This is a genomic window from Caballeronia ptereochthonis (assembly GCF_001545075.1).
Lineage (GTDB): Bacteria > Pseudomonadota > Gammaproteobacteria > Burkholderiales > Burkholderiaceae > Caballeronia > Caballeronia ptereochthonis.
The window spans coordinates 109,518-128,642 of sequence record NZ_FCOB02000004.1 but is presented as its reverse complement, the minus strand read 5'-3'; the positions used below and the strand labels follow the sequence as shown (position 1 = coordinate 128,642).

The 19,125-nt window shown below is 62.2% G+C and carries 16 protein-coding genes; 9 read left to right on the top strand and 7 right to left on the bottom strand.

Annotated elements, in window-relative coordinates:
• Window positions 1-7: 7 nt before the first annotated feature.
• The 4 genes from AWB83_RS05585 to AWB83_RS05575 all read right to left on the bottom strand — a co-directional run bounded on the left by AWB83_RS05585 (window position 8) and on the right by AWB83_RS05575 (window position 4,804).
• Window positions 8-1,543: a hypothetical protein gene (locus AWB83_RS05585; RefSeq protein WP_143750019.1), complete on the bottom strand. Its 1,536-nt coding sequence runs from the start codon at window positions 1,541-1,543 to the stop codon at window positions 8-10.
• Between the two features lie 52 nt (window positions 1,544-1,595).
• Window positions 1,596-1,730, bottom strand: a complete 135-nt coding sequence (locus tag AWB83_RS37520) for a hypothetical protein (protein WP_279629076.1) — start codon at window positions 1,728-1,730, stop codon at window positions 1,596-1,598.
• A 323-nt stretch (window positions 1,731-2,053) separates the two neighbouring features.
• Window positions 2,054-3,433 (bottom strand): isoxanthopterin deaminase, encoded by a 1,380-nt coding sequence (locus AWB83_RS05580; RefSeq protein ID WP_510183546.1) that lies wholly within the window; start codon window positions 3,431-3,433, stop codon window positions 2,054-2,056.
• Window positions 3,434-3,463: 30 nt separating this feature from the next.
• Window positions 3,464-4,804: a nucleobase:cation symporter-2 family protein gene (locus AWB83_RS05575; RefSeq protein WP_087043427.1), complete on the bottom strand. Its 1,341-nt coding sequence runs from the start codon at window positions 4,802-4,804 to the stop codon at window positions 3,464-3,466.
• A gap of 231 nt (window positions 4,805-5,035) precedes the next feature.
• On the opposite strand from AWB83_RS05575, the gene AWB83_RS05570 reads away from it, so the two are divergent.
• Entirely contained in the window at window positions 5,036-5,917 is an 882-nt protein-coding gene (locus AWB83_RS05570) for a LysR substrate-binding domain-containing protein (RefSeq protein ID WP_087043250.1), read from the top strand.
• A 304-nt stretch (window positions 5,918-6,221) separates the two neighbouring features.
• Here AWB83_RS05570 and AWB83_RS05565 read toward each other — a convergent pair whose 3' ends face one another.
• The 3 genes from AWB83_RS05565 to AWB83_RS05555 are packed head-to-tail and all read right to left on the bottom strand — an operon-like array spanning window position 6,222 to window position 10,399.
• Window positions 6,222-7,598, bottom strand: a complete 1,377-nt coding sequence (locus tag AWB83_RS05565) for a nucleobase:cation symporter-2 family protein (protein WP_087043249.1) — start codon at window positions 7,596-7,598, stop codon at window positions 6,222-6,224.
• A gap of 54 nt (window positions 7,599-7,652) precedes the next feature.
• Entirely contained in the window at window positions 7,653-9,929 is a 2,277-nt protein-coding gene (locus AWB83_RS05560) for a xanthine dehydrogenase family protein molybdopterin-binding subunit (protein ID WP_159463016.1), read from the bottom strand.
• Window positions 9,926-10,399: a (2Fe-2S)-binding protein gene (locus AWB83_RS05555; protein ID WP_087043246.1), complete on the bottom strand. Its 474-nt coding sequence runs from the start codon at window positions 10,397-10,399 to the stop codon at window positions 9,926-9,928. Before AWB83_RS05555 ends, AWB83_RS05560 begins: the two co-directional genes overlap by 4 nt.
• A gap of 164 nt (window positions 10,400-10,563) precedes the next feature.
• Here AWB83_RS05555 and AWB83_RS05550 point away from each other — a divergent pair, with 164 nt between their 5' ends.
• From AWB83_RS05550 to AWB83_RS05515, 8 genes are all read left to right on the top strand, one after another.
• Window positions 10,564-11,463 (top strand): LysR substrate-binding domain-containing protein, encoded by a 900-nt coding sequence (locus tag AWB83_RS05550; protein WP_087043245.1) that lies wholly within the window; start codon window positions 10,564-10,566, stop codon window positions 11,461-11,463.
• A 302-nt stretch (window positions 11,464-11,765) separates the two neighbouring features.
• A complete protein-coding gene (locus AWB83_RS05545) occupies window positions 11,766-12,668 on the top strand; it encodes an amidohydrolase family protein (RefSeq protein ID WP_087043244.1) in 903 nt (300 codons plus the stop codon).
• Between the two features lie 45 nt (window positions 12,669-12,713).
• Entirely contained in the window at window positions 12,714-13,640 is a 927-nt protein-coding gene (locus AWB83_RS05540; protein ID WP_087043243.1) for an amidohydrolase family protein, read from the top strand.
• 124 nt (window positions 13,641-13,764) lie between these two features.
• The gene (locus AWB83_RS05535) at window positions 13,765-15,189 is read left to right on the top strand and encodes a UbiD family decarboxylase (protein WP_087043242.1); all 1,425 of its coding nucleotides are present in this window, start codon (window positions 13,765-13,767) and stop codon (window positions 15,187-15,189) included.
• Window positions 15,186-15,773, top strand: coding sequence for a UbiX family flavin prenyltransferase (locus AWB83_RS05530; RefSeq protein WP_087043241.1), 588 nt, complete (start codon window positions 15,186-15,188; stop codon window positions 15,771-15,773). The genes AWB83_RS05535 and AWB83_RS05530 overlap by 4 nt, the downstream gene beginning before the upstream one ends.
• A 39-nt stretch (window positions 15,774-15,812) precedes the next feature.
• On the top strand, window positions 15,813-16,955 hold the full coding sequence (locus AWB83_RS05525) for a CobW family GTP-binding protein (RefSeq protein ID WP_087043240.1): 1,143 nt from the start codon (window positions 15,813-15,815) through the stop codon (window positions 16,953-16,955).
• A gap of 35 nt (window positions 16,956-16,990) precedes the next feature.
• Complete coding sequence (locus AWB83_RS05520; protein ID WP_087043239.1) at window positions 16,991-17,719, top strand: maleate cis-trans isomerase family protein; 729 nt, start codon at window positions 16,991-16,993, stop codon at window positions 17,717-17,719.
• Between the two features lie 298 nt (window positions 17,720-18,017).
• Window positions 18,018-19,115: a porin gene (locus tag AWB83_RS05515; protein ID WP_087043238.1), complete on the top strand. Its 1,098-nt coding sequence runs from the start codon at window positions 18,018-18,020 to the stop codon at window positions 19,113-19,115.
• The last annotated feature ends 10 nt before the right edge of the window (window positions 19,116-19,125 follow it).

The following is a 19,125-nucleotide window of genomic DNA, read 5'->3' as shown; positions in this document are numbered from 1 at the left end:
AAGGGCGCTAGCCGTTCAGGAAACCGAGGACGGCCTTGCGCAGCTTCAGGTCCCAGGTCTGCTCTTCCTTGTGACTCGTGGCGAGCGTGAGCAGACCCTTTATCATCGCATCGTCCGATTTGAACGCGAAGCCCGAATCGCTCAGATAGCCGGATCCCCAGACCTTGAGGTTGTCGATGTACTTGCAGCCGGCCGTGAATTCCGCCTGGGTGATGATGCTCTCGTCGTCCTTGAACATCGCGAGGAAATGCATCTTGTCGCCGCAAATGCCGGAGTTGAGGGTGAGCGCCGAGAGCGCGGGTATCGGCACCGCGTAACGCTTGAACCAGCTGTTGAAGGCGATCGGCCGGGTATGCAGCGCATCGCGTTGCATGCGTGCGTCCCAGTACTCCTTCGCCTGCTCGCAGAACCGCTTGATGCGCCTGATCTCGACGATCTTCCAGATGACCTTCGCGAGCGTCTCCATGATGGAGACGACCGCATCGATGATGGTCGACGCGCCCTGGCTCGCGAACTGCAAGCCGAGGCTCGCGCCGCCCTTGACGAGGTCGTACACGCCGGAGCCGATGCTCAGTTTCATCGCGCGCCGGATCGCTTCCACGATGGTTCCGGGATGCCCGGCAAGCAGTTGGACATCGCGGCCCTGCACCCACTCGCGATACTTGGTGATGCTGCTGTCGACGGTATTGGCGATGCCCTTGGCGATATCGAGGCCCGCGCCGATGAACGGCGCCAGCGTGGCGAGCAGCTTGCCGCACAGGAAATCGACGAGCTTGCGCAGGAGCGCGGGCATCGTGTCGAGCGCGAATCCGCCGGGATCGTTACGGATATCCGCGACCTTTTCGCGAATCATGTCCCAGAGCTTTCTCGCTCCTTCCTCGACCTTGGCGCGAATGGCTTCATGGAGGCGCCGCGCAGCGCTGCTCAACGCGGGCAGCGTGAGGGTGGAGGTCGTGAGCTGATTCGAGCTCACCAGCGTGGGTTCCTTGTGCTTTCTGATCTTCTTCTGCACCTGTTCAAGCGCGACCGACGCCGACTTCTGCACGAGACTGTTGTCCAGCACTTCGGCGGCGTACGATGCCGCGACATTGGTATCCGGTGCGAATCCGAGGCCGACGTTGGTGATATCGAAAGCGCCTTCCAGCAGCACCTGGAACGTGTCGTCCTCCACCTCCATGTTGCCGAAGAGGTAAAGCACGCCGAGGCGTGAATTGATGAGCGCCGGCGTCATGAAGTCCTGCGCGCCGGCTGCGGCATCCGTGTCGCCCTGGCCGCGCAGTTGCTGATCGAGCAGCGTGAAATACTTCGAGCCGTTGCGCGAGGCCGCTTTCCAGACATCGCCGGGACCGACCGTATCCTGCCAGCGCTCGAACGCGCTCACCAGGCGGTGGAATTGATGAACGGTTCGATTGCGGTGATACAGGAGGATCTGCTCGTCCAGGTCTTTCAGCGCTGCGCTGCGCACCTGAAGCAGCGACGAGGTTCCTCGCAGCCATTCATCGTGGGGAACGATGTCGGGCAAATGGGCGTAAGCGTAGGGCATCGATGGGTCTCCTCGAGAACCTGACATGATCGGTGACTGTTCAGGACGCGTCCTAGCACCACGCGATATCGCTCAGCTTCACGTAGTGGGTTTCGATCAGGCGGCCGCTGCGGCTGCGCAGGTCCACCCGATAGAAGCAGCCGAAACTGAAGAAGCTGTGCTCCAGGACGAAGATTGCGCGGTGCATGATTCCTCCTGCCTGGCCGGTTCGCTGGACGAATCGCGCCTGTCGTGGTCGCCGCGGGCTGCCGCGACCGTCGATAGCAAAACAGCGGGGCGTGGGTGTTTGTTCCGCGTGAGAGCGGCAATTTATTTGCGCGAGAGGAGGGAATAAAGGCGGGGCTGGAGTGTCCCCTTGCTCGGGGCCGGGATGGCGGTCGCTTCAGTCAATTGACGGCGCATCGGCCGGTTGCCGCGCCGCGTCCGGAATGCGGCACGCGTCGAACCGGCCGGGCGCGTGTTGCGTCAGAATGCCCGGACGGAGTCGTTTCTTTGCATTCTGTTTTCCCTTCAATCGGCAAGCAGAAGTTTCACGCCCTCGGCGGCCTGATAGCGAAGCTCATCGAGGTCGAGTCCGGGAATCATGCCGTCGTCGACGACCACGCGGCCGCTCACCACGTTGTACTGCACCCGCGCGGGCTCGCCCGCCGTCACCGGCGCCACGGCGAGATCGTGAAAGCCGTAGAAGCGCGGATCGTCGATGTCGTACAGCACCAGATCGGCAGCCTTGCCTGTTTCCAGCGTGCCGACCGCGTCGAGACCGAGCACGCCCGCGCCGCCCGCACTGCCCCAGTGAACGATTTCTTCCACCGTGGTCGCCGACACGCCTTGCGATGCGCGATGCACGAGCCATGCGAAGTGCGCTTCGTTGGTCATGCTGCCGGATTCGTTCGATGCGACGCCGTCCACCGCCAGCGACATCGGCACGCCCGCCGCGGCCATCTGCGGCGCGGGAGCGATGCCGCTGCCGAGTCGAGCGTTGCTCACGGGGCAGTGCGAGCAGCCGCTGCCCGTTTCCGCGAGCATCGCGATTTCGCTCGTCTCCAGATGTACGAGATGCGCGAACCATACGTCGGGTCCGAGCCATTCGTGATCGGCGACGAACTCCACCGGCAGCTTGTCGAAGCGCTCCCGGCAGAAATCGACGTAACGCCTCGTCTCCGACAGATGCGTATGCATGCGCAGTCCCATGCGCCGCGCCGCGCGCGCGATTTCGGGCAGTAACTCGGGCGGCAGCGAGAAAGTCGGCGTGGTCGGCGCGACCACGACACGGCGCATCGATGCCGCGCGCGCATCGTGATAGCGCGCCTTGAGGCGTTCGATATCGGCCAGCATCTGATCGAGCGTTTCGGGCTTCAGCGCGACCCTGGAGAAGCCGGGATGATCGCCCGCCGCCTGCAAGGCGCCGCCGCGGCAGAGCACGAAGCGCAGGCCGAACGTGGCCGCTTCGTCGAACAGCAGATCGCCCGTTTCCGTGGTGCCGTTCGCGTGATAGAGATAGTGGTGGTCCGCGCAGGTCGTGACGCCGGATAAAAGCAACTCGGCCATGCCGAGGCGTGCCGCGACGCGTGCGAGTTCCGGCGTGAAGCGCGCGAGGCGCGGATACGGCACGGCGGCGAGCCATTCCTGCAGATCCGCGTTGATGCCCGACGGCACCGCCTTGAGCAGATTCTGGAACAGGTGATGATGCGTGTTGACCCAGCCCGGATAGACGACACACGAGCGAGCATCGATGACGCGTTCGTCGTCGCGTGCTTCGAGGTTCGGCGCGATCGTCTGGATGATGCCGTTGCGGATACGGATATCCACCTGACCCGGACGCGCGGCATCGCCGCGTAATCCGCTCATCACCGCGACGGGGTTCTTGATCAGCAGCCCTTCGGTTTGCATGTTCATGAAGCGTTCTCCGGTCATCACGTTTCACTCACGCACCATGCCGTGCGCAGGCGCGACATCTTCCTCATGCGCGCCGTTGAGCACGGCGTTCAGCACGACGGACACGAGGCACGCGAGCACGACACCGCTATGTACGAAGGGCTGTGTCCAGTCGGGCATCTGCTTGAAGACCTGCGGCGCCATCACTGGAATGAGCGCAGTCGCGATCGTGAAGCCCACGATCAGCACGTTGTAGCGATTGCGCTCGAAGTCGACTTTCGAGAGCGTCTGCACGCCGGCCGCGACCACGACGCCGAACATCGCGATGCCCGCGCCGCCGAGTGCCGCGGCAGGCGTCGACGCCACCACCGCGCCGATCTTCGGCACCAGCGCCACCACGCACATGAGCACGCCGCTCACGGCCACGACCCAGCGGCTGCGCACGCCGGTAAGAATGACCAGCCCGACGTTCTCCATGAACGCGATGAACGGGAACGCCGCGAACATGCCGGCGATTGCGCTCGCGAGACCGTTCGCGCGCAGGCCGCGCACGACGTCCTCCTCACTGATTTTCTTCTCGACGATGTCACCGATCGCGACGAAGAGGCCCATCGATTCGACCATCTGCACCACCATCACGACGATCATCGTCATCACGGGCACGACAGAGAACACGGGCATGCCGAAATGAAAGGGCAGCGGCATGGTGAACCACGGCGCCTGGGCGACGTTCGCGAAGTCGCCCATGCCGAGCGCGCACGCGAGCACGCTGCCCGCAATGAGGCCAATCAGCACCGACAGATTGCGCAGGAACGCATTGGCGAAGCGATTGACGGCGAGAATCACCAGTGCGACGAACAGCGCGATGCACAGGAAAGGCAGCGCGCCGAAGTGCTGTCGCGCGTGCTCGCCGCCGCCCGCCCACTGATACGCGACGGGAAAGAGTTGCAGGCCGATCACGGTGACGATGCAGCCCGTGACGACCGGCGGGAAAAAGCGGCGCAGGCGCCCGACGAGCGGCGCGGCGAACATCGTAAACACGCCCGCGCCGATCACCGCACCGCATACGCCCGCGAAGCCGACGCCAGGGCTCATGCCGATCGCGATCACCGGCCCCACGCTGCTGAACGCGACGCCCTGCAGGATCGGCAGGCGCACGCCGAACTTCCATACGCCAACCGTCTGCAGCACCGTCGAGATGCCCGAGCAGAAGAGCGCCGTGCTGATGAGCACGGTGGTGTCGGCAGGCGACATCTTCAGTGCGGATGCGACGATCAACGGCACGGCGATCGCGCCGATATAGGCAACGAGCATGTGCTGCAGGCCGAGCGTGATCATCTGCCGTTTGGGCAGGATGCAATCGACGGGGTGTTGGCCGGTTTTCATCATGTATCTCCTGATTGTCGTCATGGGCTGAGGCCTGAGCAGGCGCATCGATGGAACGCAGGCTCTCGCGAGCTTGCCCATGCGGCCCTTTGCAAGACGCCGTGCTGCTGCGTCTTCCCCTCGCCGGCATCGAGTGTCAAACTGATGCGTGCTGCTGCTTGCGATGCAGTCTCACAAGTTGCGCGCGCTCTGTACAATATTTTTTGACCGTGATCTTGATACGTTAGCGATATGGACATGCGGCTCCTGCGGTATTTCGCTGTGCTCGCCGATGAACTGCATTTCGGCCGCGCAGCGGCGCGGCTGCACATTTCGCAGCCACCGCTCAGCCAGCAGATCCGCATCCTCGAGGAAGAGATGGGCACTGCGTTGTTTCTGCGCTCGCAGCATCGCGTCGAACTCACCGAGGCAGGGAAAACACTGAAGGAACAAGCGCCGCTGATCTTCGCTCAGTTCGAGCGCGCGATCGATTTGACGCGTTGCGCGGGGCGCGGCGACGTGGGGAGTCTCGAGATCGGCATCATCAGCTCGGCGATGGTCGAGCCGATTTCGCGCGCGTTCGGCATGTTCGCGCGCAAGCATCCGCAAGTGAGATGGACGCTGCACGAAATGACGCCCGCCGCGCAGATCCAGGCGTTGAAGGAGCGGCGGCTCGACGTGTGTTTCTTTCGCGTGTCACGCGAGGATCCCGAGATCGTCAGCGAAGTGGTGCTGCGCGAACCCGCGGTGGTCGCGCTGCCGCTGTCGCATCCGTTCGCTTCACGCGGCGAGATCGCGGTGCGCGAGCTGGTGGCGGAGCGCTTTCTGTCGTTCGGCCTGCTTCAGTCGCAACTCGCGCGCTTTCTGCGCGACTATTGCGTGGAGGCGGGGTTCACGCCGCGCATCGGGCAGGAAGTCGTGGAGCTGCATACGCTCCTGTGCCTCGTGCGCGAAGGGCTCGGCGTGGCGCTGTTGCCGGCGTCGGCGGAGCAGTTGTCGGGTGGCGGTGTAGCGTTCGTGCCGCTCACCGCGCCGTCTCCCGAAGTGTCCTTGCATGCGCGCTATCGTGCGGAAGCGCCGTCGGCGGTGCTCGCGCGCTTTCTCGAAACCGTGCGCGAGGTGGCTGCGGCATAGCGTTCGGCTTGACCGTCTGTGCGACCAGCTCGGGTGTCGGTATTCGGACACGTTTCCAGGTATCGAATGCTGCTCGCGTCGAGTGCATTCTTGTTACCTGCTCAAACTGCGACCCACGCTCCTCACGCACCGGATGACTGCACCAATCGGGAAAAAAGCAGCCCTCGTTAGAGAGGGCCGAACAGTGCTCTGACAGGAGGTAGAACACTGGAGACGAGCGACACGCCTGTTGGAGCGAGCGACCCGAACATTTGCCGGAGACCTTGTTGACCGGCGGGACCCGTCGCTCGCAGATCAACACATCCTAGTGCTTGGCGAGACATATGGCGGCGTCTTCTTCAGGACGTGAATGCGGTTCGGCGCGAGGAATGCCATTGAACAGCACGTTCAGACCGACCGAGGTAAGGCAGGCCAGCAGGATGCTGCTGTGGAGGAGCGGTTGAATCCACGCCGGGAGTTGCTTGAAAAGGGTTGGCGCAAAGGTCGGTAGCAGCGAAATCGCAAGCGTCGCGGCGACGATATAGACGTTGCGCCGGCTACTCTCGAAATCCACTCTGGCCAGCGTCCGAACCCCCGCCGCCGTGACGACGCCGAACATGAAAAGCCCCGCACCGCCCAATGCCGGAAGAGGCACCGATGCCACGATCGTCGCGAGCTTCGGCAGGAGCCCGAGTACACAGAGAATCACACCCGCGGCCACCGCGACCCAGCGGCTTTTTACTCCCGTGACAACGACCAGGCCGATGTTCTGGCTGTAAATGGTATAGGGAAACCCATTGAAGACGCCGCCGATAACGCTTGCCAGCCCATTGGCGCGCAGCCCGTCGGTCATGTGTGCCGCCGTGAGGTGCTTGCCGGTCACGTCGGCCGTCGCCAGAAAGAGACCCATGGATTCGATCATGATGATGACCATCACGATCACGATGGTCGCTATCGCCAGCGGGTCGAAGACGGGCCACCCGAAGTAAAAAGGTTTGACCATGTCGAGCATCGGCGCCTGCTCGACGCCGTGAAAACTGACCATGCCGAAGGGGATCGCTACCAGCATGCCGGCCGCCAGCGCGAGCAGCACCGATACATTCGACCAGAAACCCTTGAGCCAGCGGTTGATCACGAGAATCATGACGAACACGAACCCGGCCAGCGCAAGGTTATGCGGCGCGCCGAAGTCCGGCGCGCCCCTGCCGCCGCCGACCCAGCTTACACCGACAGGAAACAGCGAAAGGCCAACCACCATGACGATCGAACCGCCCACGATCGGCGGGAAGTACCTCACGAGTTTGCCGAACACCGGTGAGATCAGCATGGTCAGCATGCCGCCGGCGATCACCGCGCCAATCACCGCAGTCAGCCCGAGACCCGGAGTCGTGGCGATCACGAGGATTGGCGGGAGCGCGCTGAACGCCACGCCCTGCATGACAGGCATGCGCACGCCGAAGCGCCAGAAGCCGCCGGACTGCAGGATGGTCGCAATGCCACAGGTGAAGAGATCGGCATTGATGAGTACGGCGATTGACTCCTTCGGAAGCTTGAGCGCGCTGGCGATGATCATCGGGACGGCGATAGCTCCGACATACATCACCAGCACATGCTGGAAGCCGAGCATCAGGAGCGGACCCGGTTTCGGCACTTGATCGACAGGGGCCGGTTCGTGGCGTCTCGATTCAGCTTGTATGAGCATACATTGTCTCCTGCGGGATTTGGCTGGCGCCGGTTTTCGTGAGTATGGTCGGGACTAGGCCTGGGCTACCACGAACGGCGTTGCACGCAGCCGTTTGCCCGTTGCCGCGAAGATCGCGTTGCCTATGGCCGGTACAACCGGCGGATTGGACAGCTCTCCAATACCTCCCGGCGGACGTCCTGATGGCGGCATGACCTCGATCTTCAATTCGGGTGCTTCATGCATGCGCAGCACGGCGTAGTCGTGAAAATTGCTCTCGCGCACCATGCCGCGCTCGATATGCACTGCATTCATCAACGCAGTTGAAACACCCCAGTAGATGCCGCCTGCCAATTGCTGACGCACCGAACCGGGATCGACGGCCAGGCCGCAGTCGACGACGCAGGTGATCCGATTGACCTTGATGGCGTCCTCCTTCACGCCTACGTCGGCAACGATGGCGATAAAGCTCTTGTAGCCCTCGTAGATGGCTACACCCAGTCCGCGGCCTGCGCCGATATTGGACGAGTTATTCGGCTTCCAGCCGGCGAGGCTGGCCGCCCGATCGAGCACCGCTTTCAACTCCGGACGGCTGGCAAGTGCTCTGCGACGATAGTCGACCGGATCCTGCCCGGCCGCGTACGCCGCTTCGTCGATGAGACTCTCGATCGCGAAGATATTGGGCACATAGCTCACGGCGCGCCACCACCAGACAGGAAATCCGGGCTCGTGTCGTACCCATGCGAGATCGAGGGCGGGGATGTCATAGTAGAAATCGTCGCGCATGCCCTCGGTGCAACTGGGGTCTACGGGAACCTTTGCCAGAAAGCCCGGATCATCGGGCTCCTTGATCGACGGCACCACGGCACGCAGACTGAAGCCCAGCAGCGTGCCGGAAGCATCGAGCGCGGCGCGCGCCTTATGCACGCTCGCGGCGTGGTAGTACAGCCCGCGGACATCGTCCTCACGGCTGTACAGCAGCTTGACGGGCTGACCCATGCGCTTCGAGATAAAGGTTGCTTCCAGAATCTGATGCAGCCCCTCGCGCGCACCGAAGCTGCCGCCTGCCTCGGTCAGGTGAATGCGGACCTTGTCCCGCCGCACGCCCGCAATGGTTTGCGCCGCTTGCGCGCACCGCGACGGCACCTGAATGCCCCCCCAATACTCGACGACGTCGGGCTTCACCCATGCCACCACGCTCAAGGGCTCCATCTGGGCATGCGCCTTATACGGCATGCTGTAGACCGCCTCCACGACATGTGGCGCATTCCCGAACGTCGTGTCAGCATCGCCTTTCACTTTCGACTTCTTGCCGGGATCGTCGACGTGCTGCTTCATCTCCTCGAGGGTGGTGTCGGAGTTGAAGTTCGCGAGGTCGCTCTCGCCCCATTCCACTTTCAATACCTGTCTTGCGCGCTGCGCCGCCCAGAAATGATCCGCCACGATCGCCACACCCGGCTGGCTGGCTCCATTTGCAACGGGCATGGGCGGCATGTTCTCGCGGAAGTGCGCAATCACATCCGGAATCTCGATGGCAAAAACATCGCGCACGCCCGGCAACGCCTTGACTTCACTCGCGTTGAATGACTTCACGCTCGCGTTGACGACGGGCGGATGGATCACGATTGCAGTCAGCATGCCCGGCAGTTCGACGTCGATCGCGTACAGAGCACGTCCCGTTACCTTGTCGGCGACACGATAGCTGCGGCGTTCCTTTCCTATCAGGACGAACTGATCGGGGCGCTTGAGCGCCACTTGTGCGGGAACCGGCTGAGCCGCGGCGCCCTGCGCAAGATCGCCATATGAAGCCTTGCGTCCGCTTGCGGGATGGAAGACCGTGCTCGACGAGGTTCTGCAGGTATCCTGATCGACCGACCAGCGCCGTGCGGCTTCAGCCACGAGCATTGCGCGGGCCGTCGCGCCGGCGCGCCGCAGGGTGTCCCATTCAAGCGATACGCTCGTGCTGCCGCCGGTTGCGTGCATACCCCATAGAGGGTGGAGATAGGCCTTCGCCAGCGGATCATCGGGCTGGATCACGCGCACCCGATCCCAGTCCGCGTCGAGTTCCTCCGCCAGCATCAGGCCGAGCGCATTTTTGACGCCGGTGCCGCTGTCGAACTTGTGGACGACCAGCAGCACCCGATTGTCGGGCGTAATGCGGACCCAGGCATTCGGGGCGAAGTTCCCGGCCGTGCTATCCGTGACCGGCGCTGCCTGTGCGCTGCGGATGCCGATTCCTCCCGCATGGATCTCGAGCAGCAGGCCGCCTGCGAGTGCAGCGCCGGTTTGCAGAAAGCGCCGGCGGCCCGAAAAAACGGGCTGCGCATGCAGGTTCGGTTGATCGCGCTTCATGGTGCCGCCTCCTTGCGAAGGGTGGCGGCGGCCCGATGGATCGCGCGACGAATGCGGTCGTAAGTCCCGCAGCGGCATATGTTGCCGGCCATCGCCGCATCGATGTCGTGATCGTCGGGATCGCGCGTGTGTTTGAGCAACGCGGCAGCCGACATGATCTGGCCGGACTGGCAGTAGCCGCACTGCGGGACATCTTCTTCCTGCCACGCGCGCTGTACTGCATGCAACATCCGAGGCGAGCCCAGGCCTTCGATGGTGGTGATGCGCTTGCCGGCGACGGAAGCCAATGGTGTCTGGCAGGCTCGCACCGCCGCGCCATCCACGTGGACGGTGCAGGCGCCACACAGGCCCATTCCGCAGCCGTATTTGGTTCCGGTGAGATGCAGTTCATCGCGCAGCACCCACAGCAGCGGAGTGTCTCCTGACATGGCGACCGTGCGGTCGTCGCCATTCACCTTGAGCGTCGTCATGTTGTCTCCAGGGTCACCGTCGAGTGCGGCGACATTCTCATATCGTCGGAATCGCAAGGCACGGCGACTGCCTGTGACGCCTTCGCGCCGTGTGGGTAAAAGCCTATGTGCACAAATTAGTTATGTGAAATACGATTTCGGAATCCGTTCGATACGAGAAACATATGGATATCCGGCAGTTGCGGTATTTCATTTCCGTCGCCGAGGAGGGCAACTTCAGTCGCGCGGCGGAGCGTCTGCACATTTCGCAGCCTCCGCTGAGTCAGCAGATCAAGTCGCTGGAGGACTCCCTTCGGGTCACGCTCTTCGTGCGCGGACGTCACGGCGCCCGTCTGACCCGAGCGGGAGAGGCGCTCCTCGTGCGTGCGCGAAGCATCGTCAGCGATTGCGACTCGGTCGAGAAACTGCTGCGCAGGGTGGCCGATGGGCTCGAGGGCTACATTCGCATCGGCATCATCAACTCGGTGATGTACGGGCCTTTGCCGAGGACCCTCCGTCTGTTTCAGAAGCACAATCCGGAAGTGGAGTGGACGTTGCATGAACTGTTGCCGGACCTGCAGCAGGAGGCGTTGGTGCGAGGGCAGATTGACGTCGGCTTTGCCTGCAGTCCGACAGGGCATCGCGAACTCCGCTCGATCCTGGTCTACCCGCAACCGCTGGTCGTCGCGCTGCCGGACAGCCACCCGCTCGCCGGCTGCCGTTGCACCAGTCTTGGCGCGCTCTCCGGTGACCCGTTCGTCTTGCTCAACACGCAGAGTCCGATGATTCGAGGCATTCTCGCCGCCTGCATTCGAGAAGGCTTCCAGCCACGAGTGCTCCACGAGTCCGCCGATCCCGAGACGATACTCAGTCTCGTCGGCGCCGGCGTCGGTATCAGCATCCTGCCCGAATCGCTCTCGACCACGCCGCGCGAGAACGTCGCCTTTGTCGCAATGGACGAACCCGCGATGAATGCGGATCTCTACGCCACTATCAGGCGTGACGACTCGCTGCCCGCGCTCGAACGTTTTCTGGCGTTGCTGACCGAAGTCACGGAGGCGTGGCGCCGCGAATCATCCGGCTAACGCTACGGCGAAGCAAGCGTTGGCTGCGGGTTTTCCATGCCCGCATGCGGCCGCGTTTTTCTTGACAACGAAATCTCGATCGCTGCATGATGCGCACGTGGGTAGAAGCGGTCGATTGAACATGCAGCGGCGCAATGCCGTAATCGTTCAATTGGAGATTGCTCACTGACGGAGTACTTGTCAGTGGCGCCAGTTTCCTGTCTCTGCTCCCTCGACAATGCTCCCGAATGCAAGATGCAGCCCGCTCGGCTCAGGCCGCGGTCTGCCTGCCTTCAACCTGAAGCATTGCGAGGAGATCCCGCATGATTATCGACACCAGCTGCTATCCGACGAATCTCGTCGATCTGGCATGGCGGCATGATGGCGAACCCTTCACCGGCGAACGCCTGATCCGGATGATGGACGGCCCGTTCACGATCAACGGCAAGCCGCGCCGCATCGACAAGGCCTTCATCCAGCCCCCGCAAGGCAACACCATCTACACGTACACCGACGGCAATAAGTCGGGCGCCGAATCCATCGACGCATACATGGCCTATACGGTGGAGATGGTCAGGAAACATCCCGACCGTTTCATCGGCTGCTTCGTCTATAACCCGCGTTGCGGCGTCGAGAACGGCGTCAATGCCATCGAGCATTACGTGCGCAAGCTGGGCTTCAAGATGGTGCAGTTCCAGGCCAACATGCACGCCTACCGGCCCGATCGCGCCCTGGACTGGCTGCGTCCCGCGTTGCGGAAGTGCGCGGAGCTCGGCGTGATGGTCAAGCTGCACACGGGCGATGGTCCCTACAGCATTCCGACCGAATGGGTCCCCATGATCAAGGAGTTCCCGACGGTCAATTTCATCATGGCGCATTTCGGCGTGCAGACGGGCGGCGTCTATTGCTTCGAGCCTTTCCAGATGGCCATGGACCTGCCCAATGTCTATTGCGAGTCGGGGTGGTGTCTGCAGTCGCGCATCGTCGAGTTTGCGAAGGTGCTGCCGAAGCACAAGATCCTGTTCGGCTCCGACACCCCGCCCAATGAGCCCGGCATGTGGCTGCGCCTGCTGGAAGTCCTGTGCTTCGAGCCGCCGCAGGGGCTCAATCTCGATGAAGAAACGCTCGAGGATTATCTCGGCAACAACACGGCCCGCATGATCGGTCTCGAGCCCACACCGGCGCCGCGCACCGTCGAGGAAGCGAGGACGCTGTTGGCTGCCTGAACGAGGCTGTCAGACGTCAATTCATCAAGATACCGGAGTACCAGCATGATCATCGATACCCACCTGCATCCGACCAATCTCGTCGACGAGGCGTGGCGCCACACCGGCGAGCCGTTCACCGGCGAGCGCTTGTTGAAGATGATGGATGGCCCCTACGTCATCAACGGCAAGCCGCGCCGCATCGACATGGGCTTTATCCAGCCGCCGCCGGGCAATACCGGCTATCGCGACGGCAACCGTCGCGGTCGCGAGGGCATTCGCGACTACATGGCCTATGTGGCCGAGCTCACGCAGAAGTATCCCGACCGGTTCATCGGCAACTTCACGTTCAATCCGCGCTGGGGTCCGGAAGAGGGCGCGCTCGAGCTCGAATTTCACGTGAAGGAATACGGCTTCAAGATGCTGAAGCTGCACGCGAATATGCACGGCTATCGTCCGGACCGCGCGCTGGACTGGTTGCGCCCCGCGATGAAGGTATGCGCGAAATACAACGTCGTGGTGCTGATCCATACGGGTGACGGCCCCTACACGATCCCAACGATGTTCTACCCCATCATCCGCGAATTCCCCATGGTGAATTTCATCATCGGGCACTTCGGCATTCAGACTGGCGGCAACTACTCGTTCGAAGCGTTCTGGATGGCGATGGACACGCCCAACGTGTATTGCGAATCGGGGTGGTGCTTTCAGTCGCGCATCGTCGAGTTCGCCCGGCAGCTGCCACGCGACAAGATCGTCTTCGGCACCGACACGCCGCCGAACGAACCGGGCATGTGGCTTCGCGAACTGGAGATGCTCTGCGGTCCGGCGCCACAGGGCATGGACCTGGACGAGGACGGCCTCGAAGACTACATGGGCAACAACATAGCGCGTCTGGTCGGCATCGAGCCGTCACCGCCGCCGCGCAATCCGGAGGAAGCCGAACTGCGCCTGAAGGATAGCTACGCAAAGCTCAACGACGTCGTAGCGTAACGGACGTGCGGCGGGTCGGCGCATCGGCGGCCGGCCCGCGATAGCAGCCGAGCGCAATGGCCCCGGGGTACGGGCAATGCCTTCGCCCCGGCGTCCTTGCAAGGCTGATGACAAGGAATGCATCATGACATCGTCTCATTCATCTGCTCTCGCCTGCTCCCGCGCGAATCCGCAAGATTTCCGCCATTTCCTCGCAGGCTATCGCGCTGCCCATCCGGATGACGTGCTGACCATTCGCGAAAGCGTCAGCGCGGATCAGGAACCGACCGCAATGATCTGGCAACTCGCCGCCGAAGGGCGTCACCCTTTGCTGGTCTTCGAGCAGATTGCCGGACTTGGCAGCCCGCTGGTCACCAACGTCTTCGCATCGCGAAGTCGTATCGCATGGATGCTCGACGCGCCGCTCGCGGATATTCACGCGGCATTCCAGCAGCGCAGCCGCCGGATGCTGCCGCCCCGCCTGTTGCCGGATGGGCCGGTGCTGGAGCACGTTCAGACCGACCACATCGATCTGACCGACATTCCGGCCATTACCCATTTTTCGACCGATCGCGGTCCATACATCACGAACGCGATCCTGATTGCCGAGGACCCCGAGACGGGCATCGGCAATGTCAGCTATCACCGCTCGATGCTTCATTCGACCACCGAGATCGCCACCAGCCTGCATTCACGCGGGCATCTGTGGCGCATGCTCCAGCGAGCCCAGGAACGCGGTACTTCGCTTCCGGTGGCGATGGTGATCGGCGCTCATCCGTTGTTCATGCTTGCCGGCGCGGCACGGCTGCCCTACGGGGTCGACGAGCGTCATGTCGCCGGCGGCCTGTTCGGGGCGCCGCTGGACGTCGTGCGCACGCCGAGACACGGCATCGCTGTGCCGGCGTTCGCGGAAATCGTGCTCGAAGGCGTGATCGATCCGCAGGCACGGGTCGACGAGGGTCCATTCGGTGAGTTCACGGGCTACTCGTCGGATCGGTCCACCAACAATCTTTTCCGCGTGCAAGGCATGCTGCGCCGGCGCGACGCGATGCTGATCGACGTGGCCGGCGGAAATTCCGTCGAACACCTCAATCTGGGTCGCATACCGCGTGAATCGGAGATGGTGGAGAAGCTCAAGGAGCGCTTTCCGAGCGTCACCGCCGTCCATTACCCCTCGTCGGGGACGCACTTTCACGCCTACGTGGCGCTCGAACAAATGCGGCCCGGCGAGGCGCGACAGGTCATGCTCGGCCTGCTGGGCTGGGACCCGTACCTCAAAACGGTAATCGCCGTGGATGCGGACGTCGATATCACACGTGACGAAGAGGTGCTGTGGGCCGTGGCCACCCATGTGCAACCGCACCTGGATGTGGTGATCATCGACGGCTTGCCCGGCAGCGCGCTGGACCCGTCTGCATCCGGCGTGGGCACTACGTCGCGCATGGGGCTCGACGCGACGCGCGGTCCCGGCTTCGACGGAGTGCGCGTGCAGATCAGCGCGGAGGCGATGACGCGCGCCGCGCAACTGATCGCCGCGGCGAAATCGCATACGGGGCCGGAAAGCGTATGACGAAGCGCCTGATTGTCGGAATCACGGGCGCGAGCGGCGCGGTCTATGGCGTGCGTCTGCTGCAGAGCCTCGCGCAACGCCCGGAGTGGGAAACGCACCTCGTGTTATCCGCGTCTGGATTGTTGACGGCGGGGCACGAACTCGGACTGCAACGACGTGAGATCGAGGCGATGGCGAATGTCGTCCATAACGTGCGGGATATCGGCGCTGCCGTCGCCAGTGGTTCGTTCCGTTGCGACGGCATGGCCATTGCGCCATGCTCCATGCGTACGCTGGCTGCGATCGCCACGGGTCTCGCCGACAACCTGATCACACGCGCGGCTGACGTGATGCTGAAAGAGCGTCGCAAACTGGTGCTCCTCGCACGCGAGACGCCGCTCAACCTTGTGCATCTGCGAAACATGACCGCCGCGACGGAAGCCGGGGCCATCGTGCTGCCGCCGGTGCCGGCCTTCTACAACCATCCTCGGACCGTCGACGATATCGTCAACCATACGGTCGGGCGCGTGCTCGACCTGTTCGATATCGACCACGACGGCCTCGTTAGTCGCTGGCATGGGCTTCGAGATCCTGCCGCGGCGTGACGAACCCCTTCCAATACCGATACGACTGAAGGAAACACCATGAGCCAGCTCAACTCTCACTACGCGTCCTCGACGCCGCCCGTTCCGGTCACGATCCTGACCGGGTTTCTGGGATCAGGCAAGACGACGCTGCTGAACCATATCCTGACCGAACGGCATGGACACCGAATTGCGGTGATCGAGAACGAATTCGGAGAAGTCGATGTCGACTCCGATCTGGTGATGACATCCGACGAGGAAATCTTCCAGATGACGAACGGCTGCATCTGCTGTGTCGTCGATGTGCGCACCGATCTCGTCCGCATCCTGAAGAAACTTCTGGAACGTCCGGAAAAATTCGATCACATCCTCGTGGAGACCAGCGGTCTCGCCGATCCGACGCCGGTAGCGGCAACGTTCTTCATGGATCACGACGTCGCCCGCCAGGTGACGTTGGACGGCGTCGTGACGCTGGTAGACGCGGTGCATATCGAGAGCCATCTCGATGACCCGGCCCTGCGCGGGCGCGACAACCAGGCAGTCGATCAGATCGTTGCCGCCGACCGGATCATCATCAACAAGACCGACCTGGTGCCGGGCTGGCTTGTCGTTGCGCTTGAGCAAAGACTTCATCGATTGAACGAGGGCGCACAGATCCTGCGCTCCAATTACGCCCATGTCGATCTTACGCACATCCTGGGAATCGGCGGCTTCACGCCGACATCGGCAAATCTGGGCGTGGCTGAACCCGCTGTCGATGAACACGAGCATGAGCACGAACACACCCATGACCACGTGTGCGACGAGGCCTGCGAACATGCCCAAGGCCATGATGGTCACGAACACGATGCCGGGGACAGCGCACCGCGCGGTCATCGCCACGATCCTTCGGTAACGTCCGTGTCGCTCGTGTTTGACCGACCGTTCGATCGCTCGCGGCTGGATGCCGGTTTGCGCGCACTGCTGGCGGCCCAGGGAGACGATGTGTTCCGGATGAAGGGAATCTTCGAGATCGCCGACGATGATCGGCGTTACGTCGTTCAGGCAGTGCACCGCATCTTCGACCTGCATCCGGCCGATTCGTGGACGGCAGGCCCGCGCGAAAGCAAGCTGGTTTTCATTGGACGCAATCTGGATCGCCGGCGGCTTCAGGTCCTGCTCGACCTGTGTTTGGCGCGGCAGCATTCGGGCGTCTCGGCGTGACGCGAACACCACTTCCGAGTCAAGAGATCGAACCCATGAACAAGCGCATTCGGCTAGGCGTGCTGACGCCATCGTCCAATACGGCCCTCGAGCCCATGACGACAGAAATGGTCGCAGGGCTCTCGAACGTAAGTGCCCATTTTTCTCGTTTCACGGTTACCGAGATCTCCTTGGGAGATCGAGCATTGGGGCAATTCCAGGTAGGCAAGATACTGGATGCCGCGAAACTCCTGGCGGATGCGCACGTTGACGTCATCGCGTGGAGCGGTACATCCTCAGGATGGCTCGGCTTCGGGACGGATGAATCGCTATGCCGACAGATTACTGAAGCCACTGGCATTCCCTCGACCACGTCGGTGCTTGCGCTCAACGAAATCCTTGAAAAGACGGGCGTGCGTCGGCTCGGTCTTGCTACGCCTTATCTGGACGACGTGCAGGAGCGGATCGTCGCCAATTACCGCGACATAGGCATAACGTGCGTGGCTGAGCGCCATCTTGGCCTGCACGTCAATTTCGAATTTGCCGATGTGGACGAGCTGACTATCTGCAACTTGGTCCGTGGAATCGCCCGCGCTCAACCTGAAGCTATCACCACGTTCTGCACGAATCTGCATGCGGCACACCTCGTCGAGTTGCTGGAAGCCGAGATCGGGATTCCGGTCTACGACACCATCGCCACGGTGGTCTGGAAGGCGTTGCGAATGACGGGGGTGGACACGCGGGGGCTGCGCGATTGGGGCCGGCTTTTTCGCGAGGTGATTTAGGCGCGGCCACGCGAGCGCCGGATACGTGCGCTTTCAACGTGCGACTTCTAACCGCGATATCCAACGTTTTGCATCCCCGTCTGCGGCCCGACGATTGAGTTGAGCCTTTGTCTTGCGACCGGACCGGGCACGGTCTCTGGAAAGATACTCCGTTTTATATACATAGCATAACTAACGTAGATGTCTTCTCGTGATTTCGATCGGGAAGATCTTTTTTAAGGCGTCTGCTGCCATTGAGCCGGATCGGAGGCGTCTGTCTTGCGGCCGCGCTCACCCACGATCATCAACTGGAGACCATATGAAATCGAGACAACGAACGGGATGCCGCAGACCGAAAACGGTGAGCTTGACCGCACTTGCTATTGCGACGCTGTCCGCAGCGTCGGCTCACGCGCAATCGAGCATACAGCTCTATGGTCAAGTGGACGAATGGATCGGTTCTCAGAAATTCCCTGGCAACCAGCGCGCGTGGGTCGTCTCGGGCGGCGGGATGTCCACTTCGTACTGGGGCATGAAGGGCAGCGAGGATCTCGGCGGTGGATACAAGGCGATCTTTGCGCTGGAAGCGTTTTACCGGGCTCAGAACGGCCAGATCGGGCGTTTCCAGGGAGACACGTTCTTCGCCCGTAATGCCTATACGGGGATACAGTCACCCTACGGCACGCTGATAGCGGGCCGCGTCACGTCGAATCTGTTTGTTTCGACGATCCTCTTTAACCCGTTCGTTGATTCGTACGTGTTTTCACCGATGATCTATCACACGTACCTCGGCACGAGCACCTTTCCTGCCTACCGGACAGACCAGGGCGCCATTGGCGACTCCGGCTGGAGCAACTCGGTTGCATACACTTCGCCGAACTTCTCCGGGCTGAGCGGCTCGGTAATGTATTCGTTCGGTAACGAGGCAGGCGCGGCGGGTCAGCATAAAGACAGTGCGCAATTGCTGTACTTGAACGGCGCGCTCAGTGCTACCGCTGTCTACCAGTACGTGAACTACAGGAACGTTGCCAATGACTTCTCGAATCCGGGGTCGGCAAACGTCGTCGCCGGTCTGCACAGCCAAAGTATCGGCCAGCTTGGCTTGACCTACGATTTCAAGGTGCTCAAGCTATACGGACAATACATGTATACGCACAATTCGGTGGCGTCCGGCAACTACCACGTAAGCACCGGTCAAGCAGGTTTCACGGTCCCGATCGCGGACGGCAAGGTCATGGCGTCGTATGCCTATTCGAGGGATTCCGGCGGTTTCGATCAGACCCGGAAGACGTGGGCGATAGGCTACGACTACCCGCTCTCCAAACGAACCGATGTATATGCTGCGTACCTGGATGACAAGATCTCGGGCGAATCACACGGTGAGACATTCGGTATCGGCATTCGCGCGAAGTTTTAGCCTCGGTAAC

What these genes read in the sequence shown, in the direction of transcription:
- AWB83_RS05585 (WP_143750019.1), bottom strand. Translation starts at nt 1,543, where the DNA reads ATGCCCTACGCTTACGCCCATTTGCCCGACATCGTTCCCCACGATGAA.
- AWB83_RS37520 (WP_279629076.1), bottom strand. Translation starts at nt 1,730, where the DNA reads ATGCACCGCGCAATCTTCGTCCTGGAGCACAGCTTCTTCAGTTTCGGC.
- AWB83_RS05580 (WP_510183546.1), bottom strand. Translation starts at nt 3,433, where the DNA reads ATGCAAACCGAAGGGCTGCTGATCAAGAACCCCGTCGCGGTGATGAGC.
- AWB83_RS05575 (WP_087043427.1), bottom strand. Translation starts at nt 4,804, where the DNA reads ATGAAAACCGGCCAACACCCCGTCGATTGCATCCTGCCCAAACGGCAG.
- AWB83_RS05570 (WP_087043250.1), top strand. Translation starts at nt 5,036, where the DNA reads ATGGACATGCGGCTCCTGCGGTATTTCGCTGTGCTCGCCGATGAACTG.
- AWB83_RS05565 (WP_087043249.1), bottom strand. Translation starts at nt 7,598, where the DNA reads ATGCTCATACAAGCTGAATCGAGACGCCACGAACCGGCCCCTGTCGAT.
- AWB83_RS05560 (WP_159463016.1), bottom strand. Translation starts at nt 9,929, where the DNA reads ATGAAGCGCGATCAACCGAACCTGCATGCGCAGCCCGTTTTTTCGGGC.
- AWB83_RS05555 (WP_087043246.1), bottom strand. Translation starts at nt 10,399, where the DNA reads ATGACGACGCTCAAGGTGAATGGCGACGACCGCACGGTCGCCATGTCA.
- AWB83_RS05550 (WP_087043245.1), top strand. Translation starts at nt 10,564, where the DNA reads ATGGATATCCGGCAGTTGCGGTATTTCATTTCCGTCGCCGAGGAGGGC.
- AWB83_RS05545 (WP_087043244.1), top strand. Translation starts at nt 11,766, where the DNA reads ATGATTATCGACACCAGCTGCTATCCGACGAATCTCGTCGATCTGGCA.
- AWB83_RS05540 (WP_087043243.1), top strand. Translation starts at nt 12,714, where the DNA reads ATGATCATCGATACCCACCTGCATCCGACCAATCTCGTCGACGAGGCG.
- AWB83_RS05535 (WP_087043242.1), top strand. Translation starts at nt 13,765, where the DNA reads ATGACATCGTCTCATTCATCTGCTCTCGCCTGCTCCCGCGCGAATCCG.
- AWB83_RS05530 (WP_087043241.1), top strand. Translation starts at nt 15,186, where the DNA reads ATGACGAAGCGCCTGATTGTCGGAATCACGGGCGCGAGCGGCGCGGTC.
- AWB83_RS05525 (WP_087043240.1), top strand. Translation starts at nt 15,813, where the DNA reads ATGAGCCAGCTCAACTCTCACTACGCGTCCTCGACGCCGCCCGTTCCG.
- AWB83_RS05520 (WP_087043239.1), top strand. Translation starts at nt 16,991, where the DNA reads ATGAACAAGCGCATTCGGCTAGGCGTGCTGACGCCATCGTCCAATACG.
- AWB83_RS05515 (WP_087043238.1), top strand. Translation starts at nt 18,018, where the DNA reads ATGAAATCGAGACAACGAACGGGATGCCGCAGACCGAAAACGGTGAGC.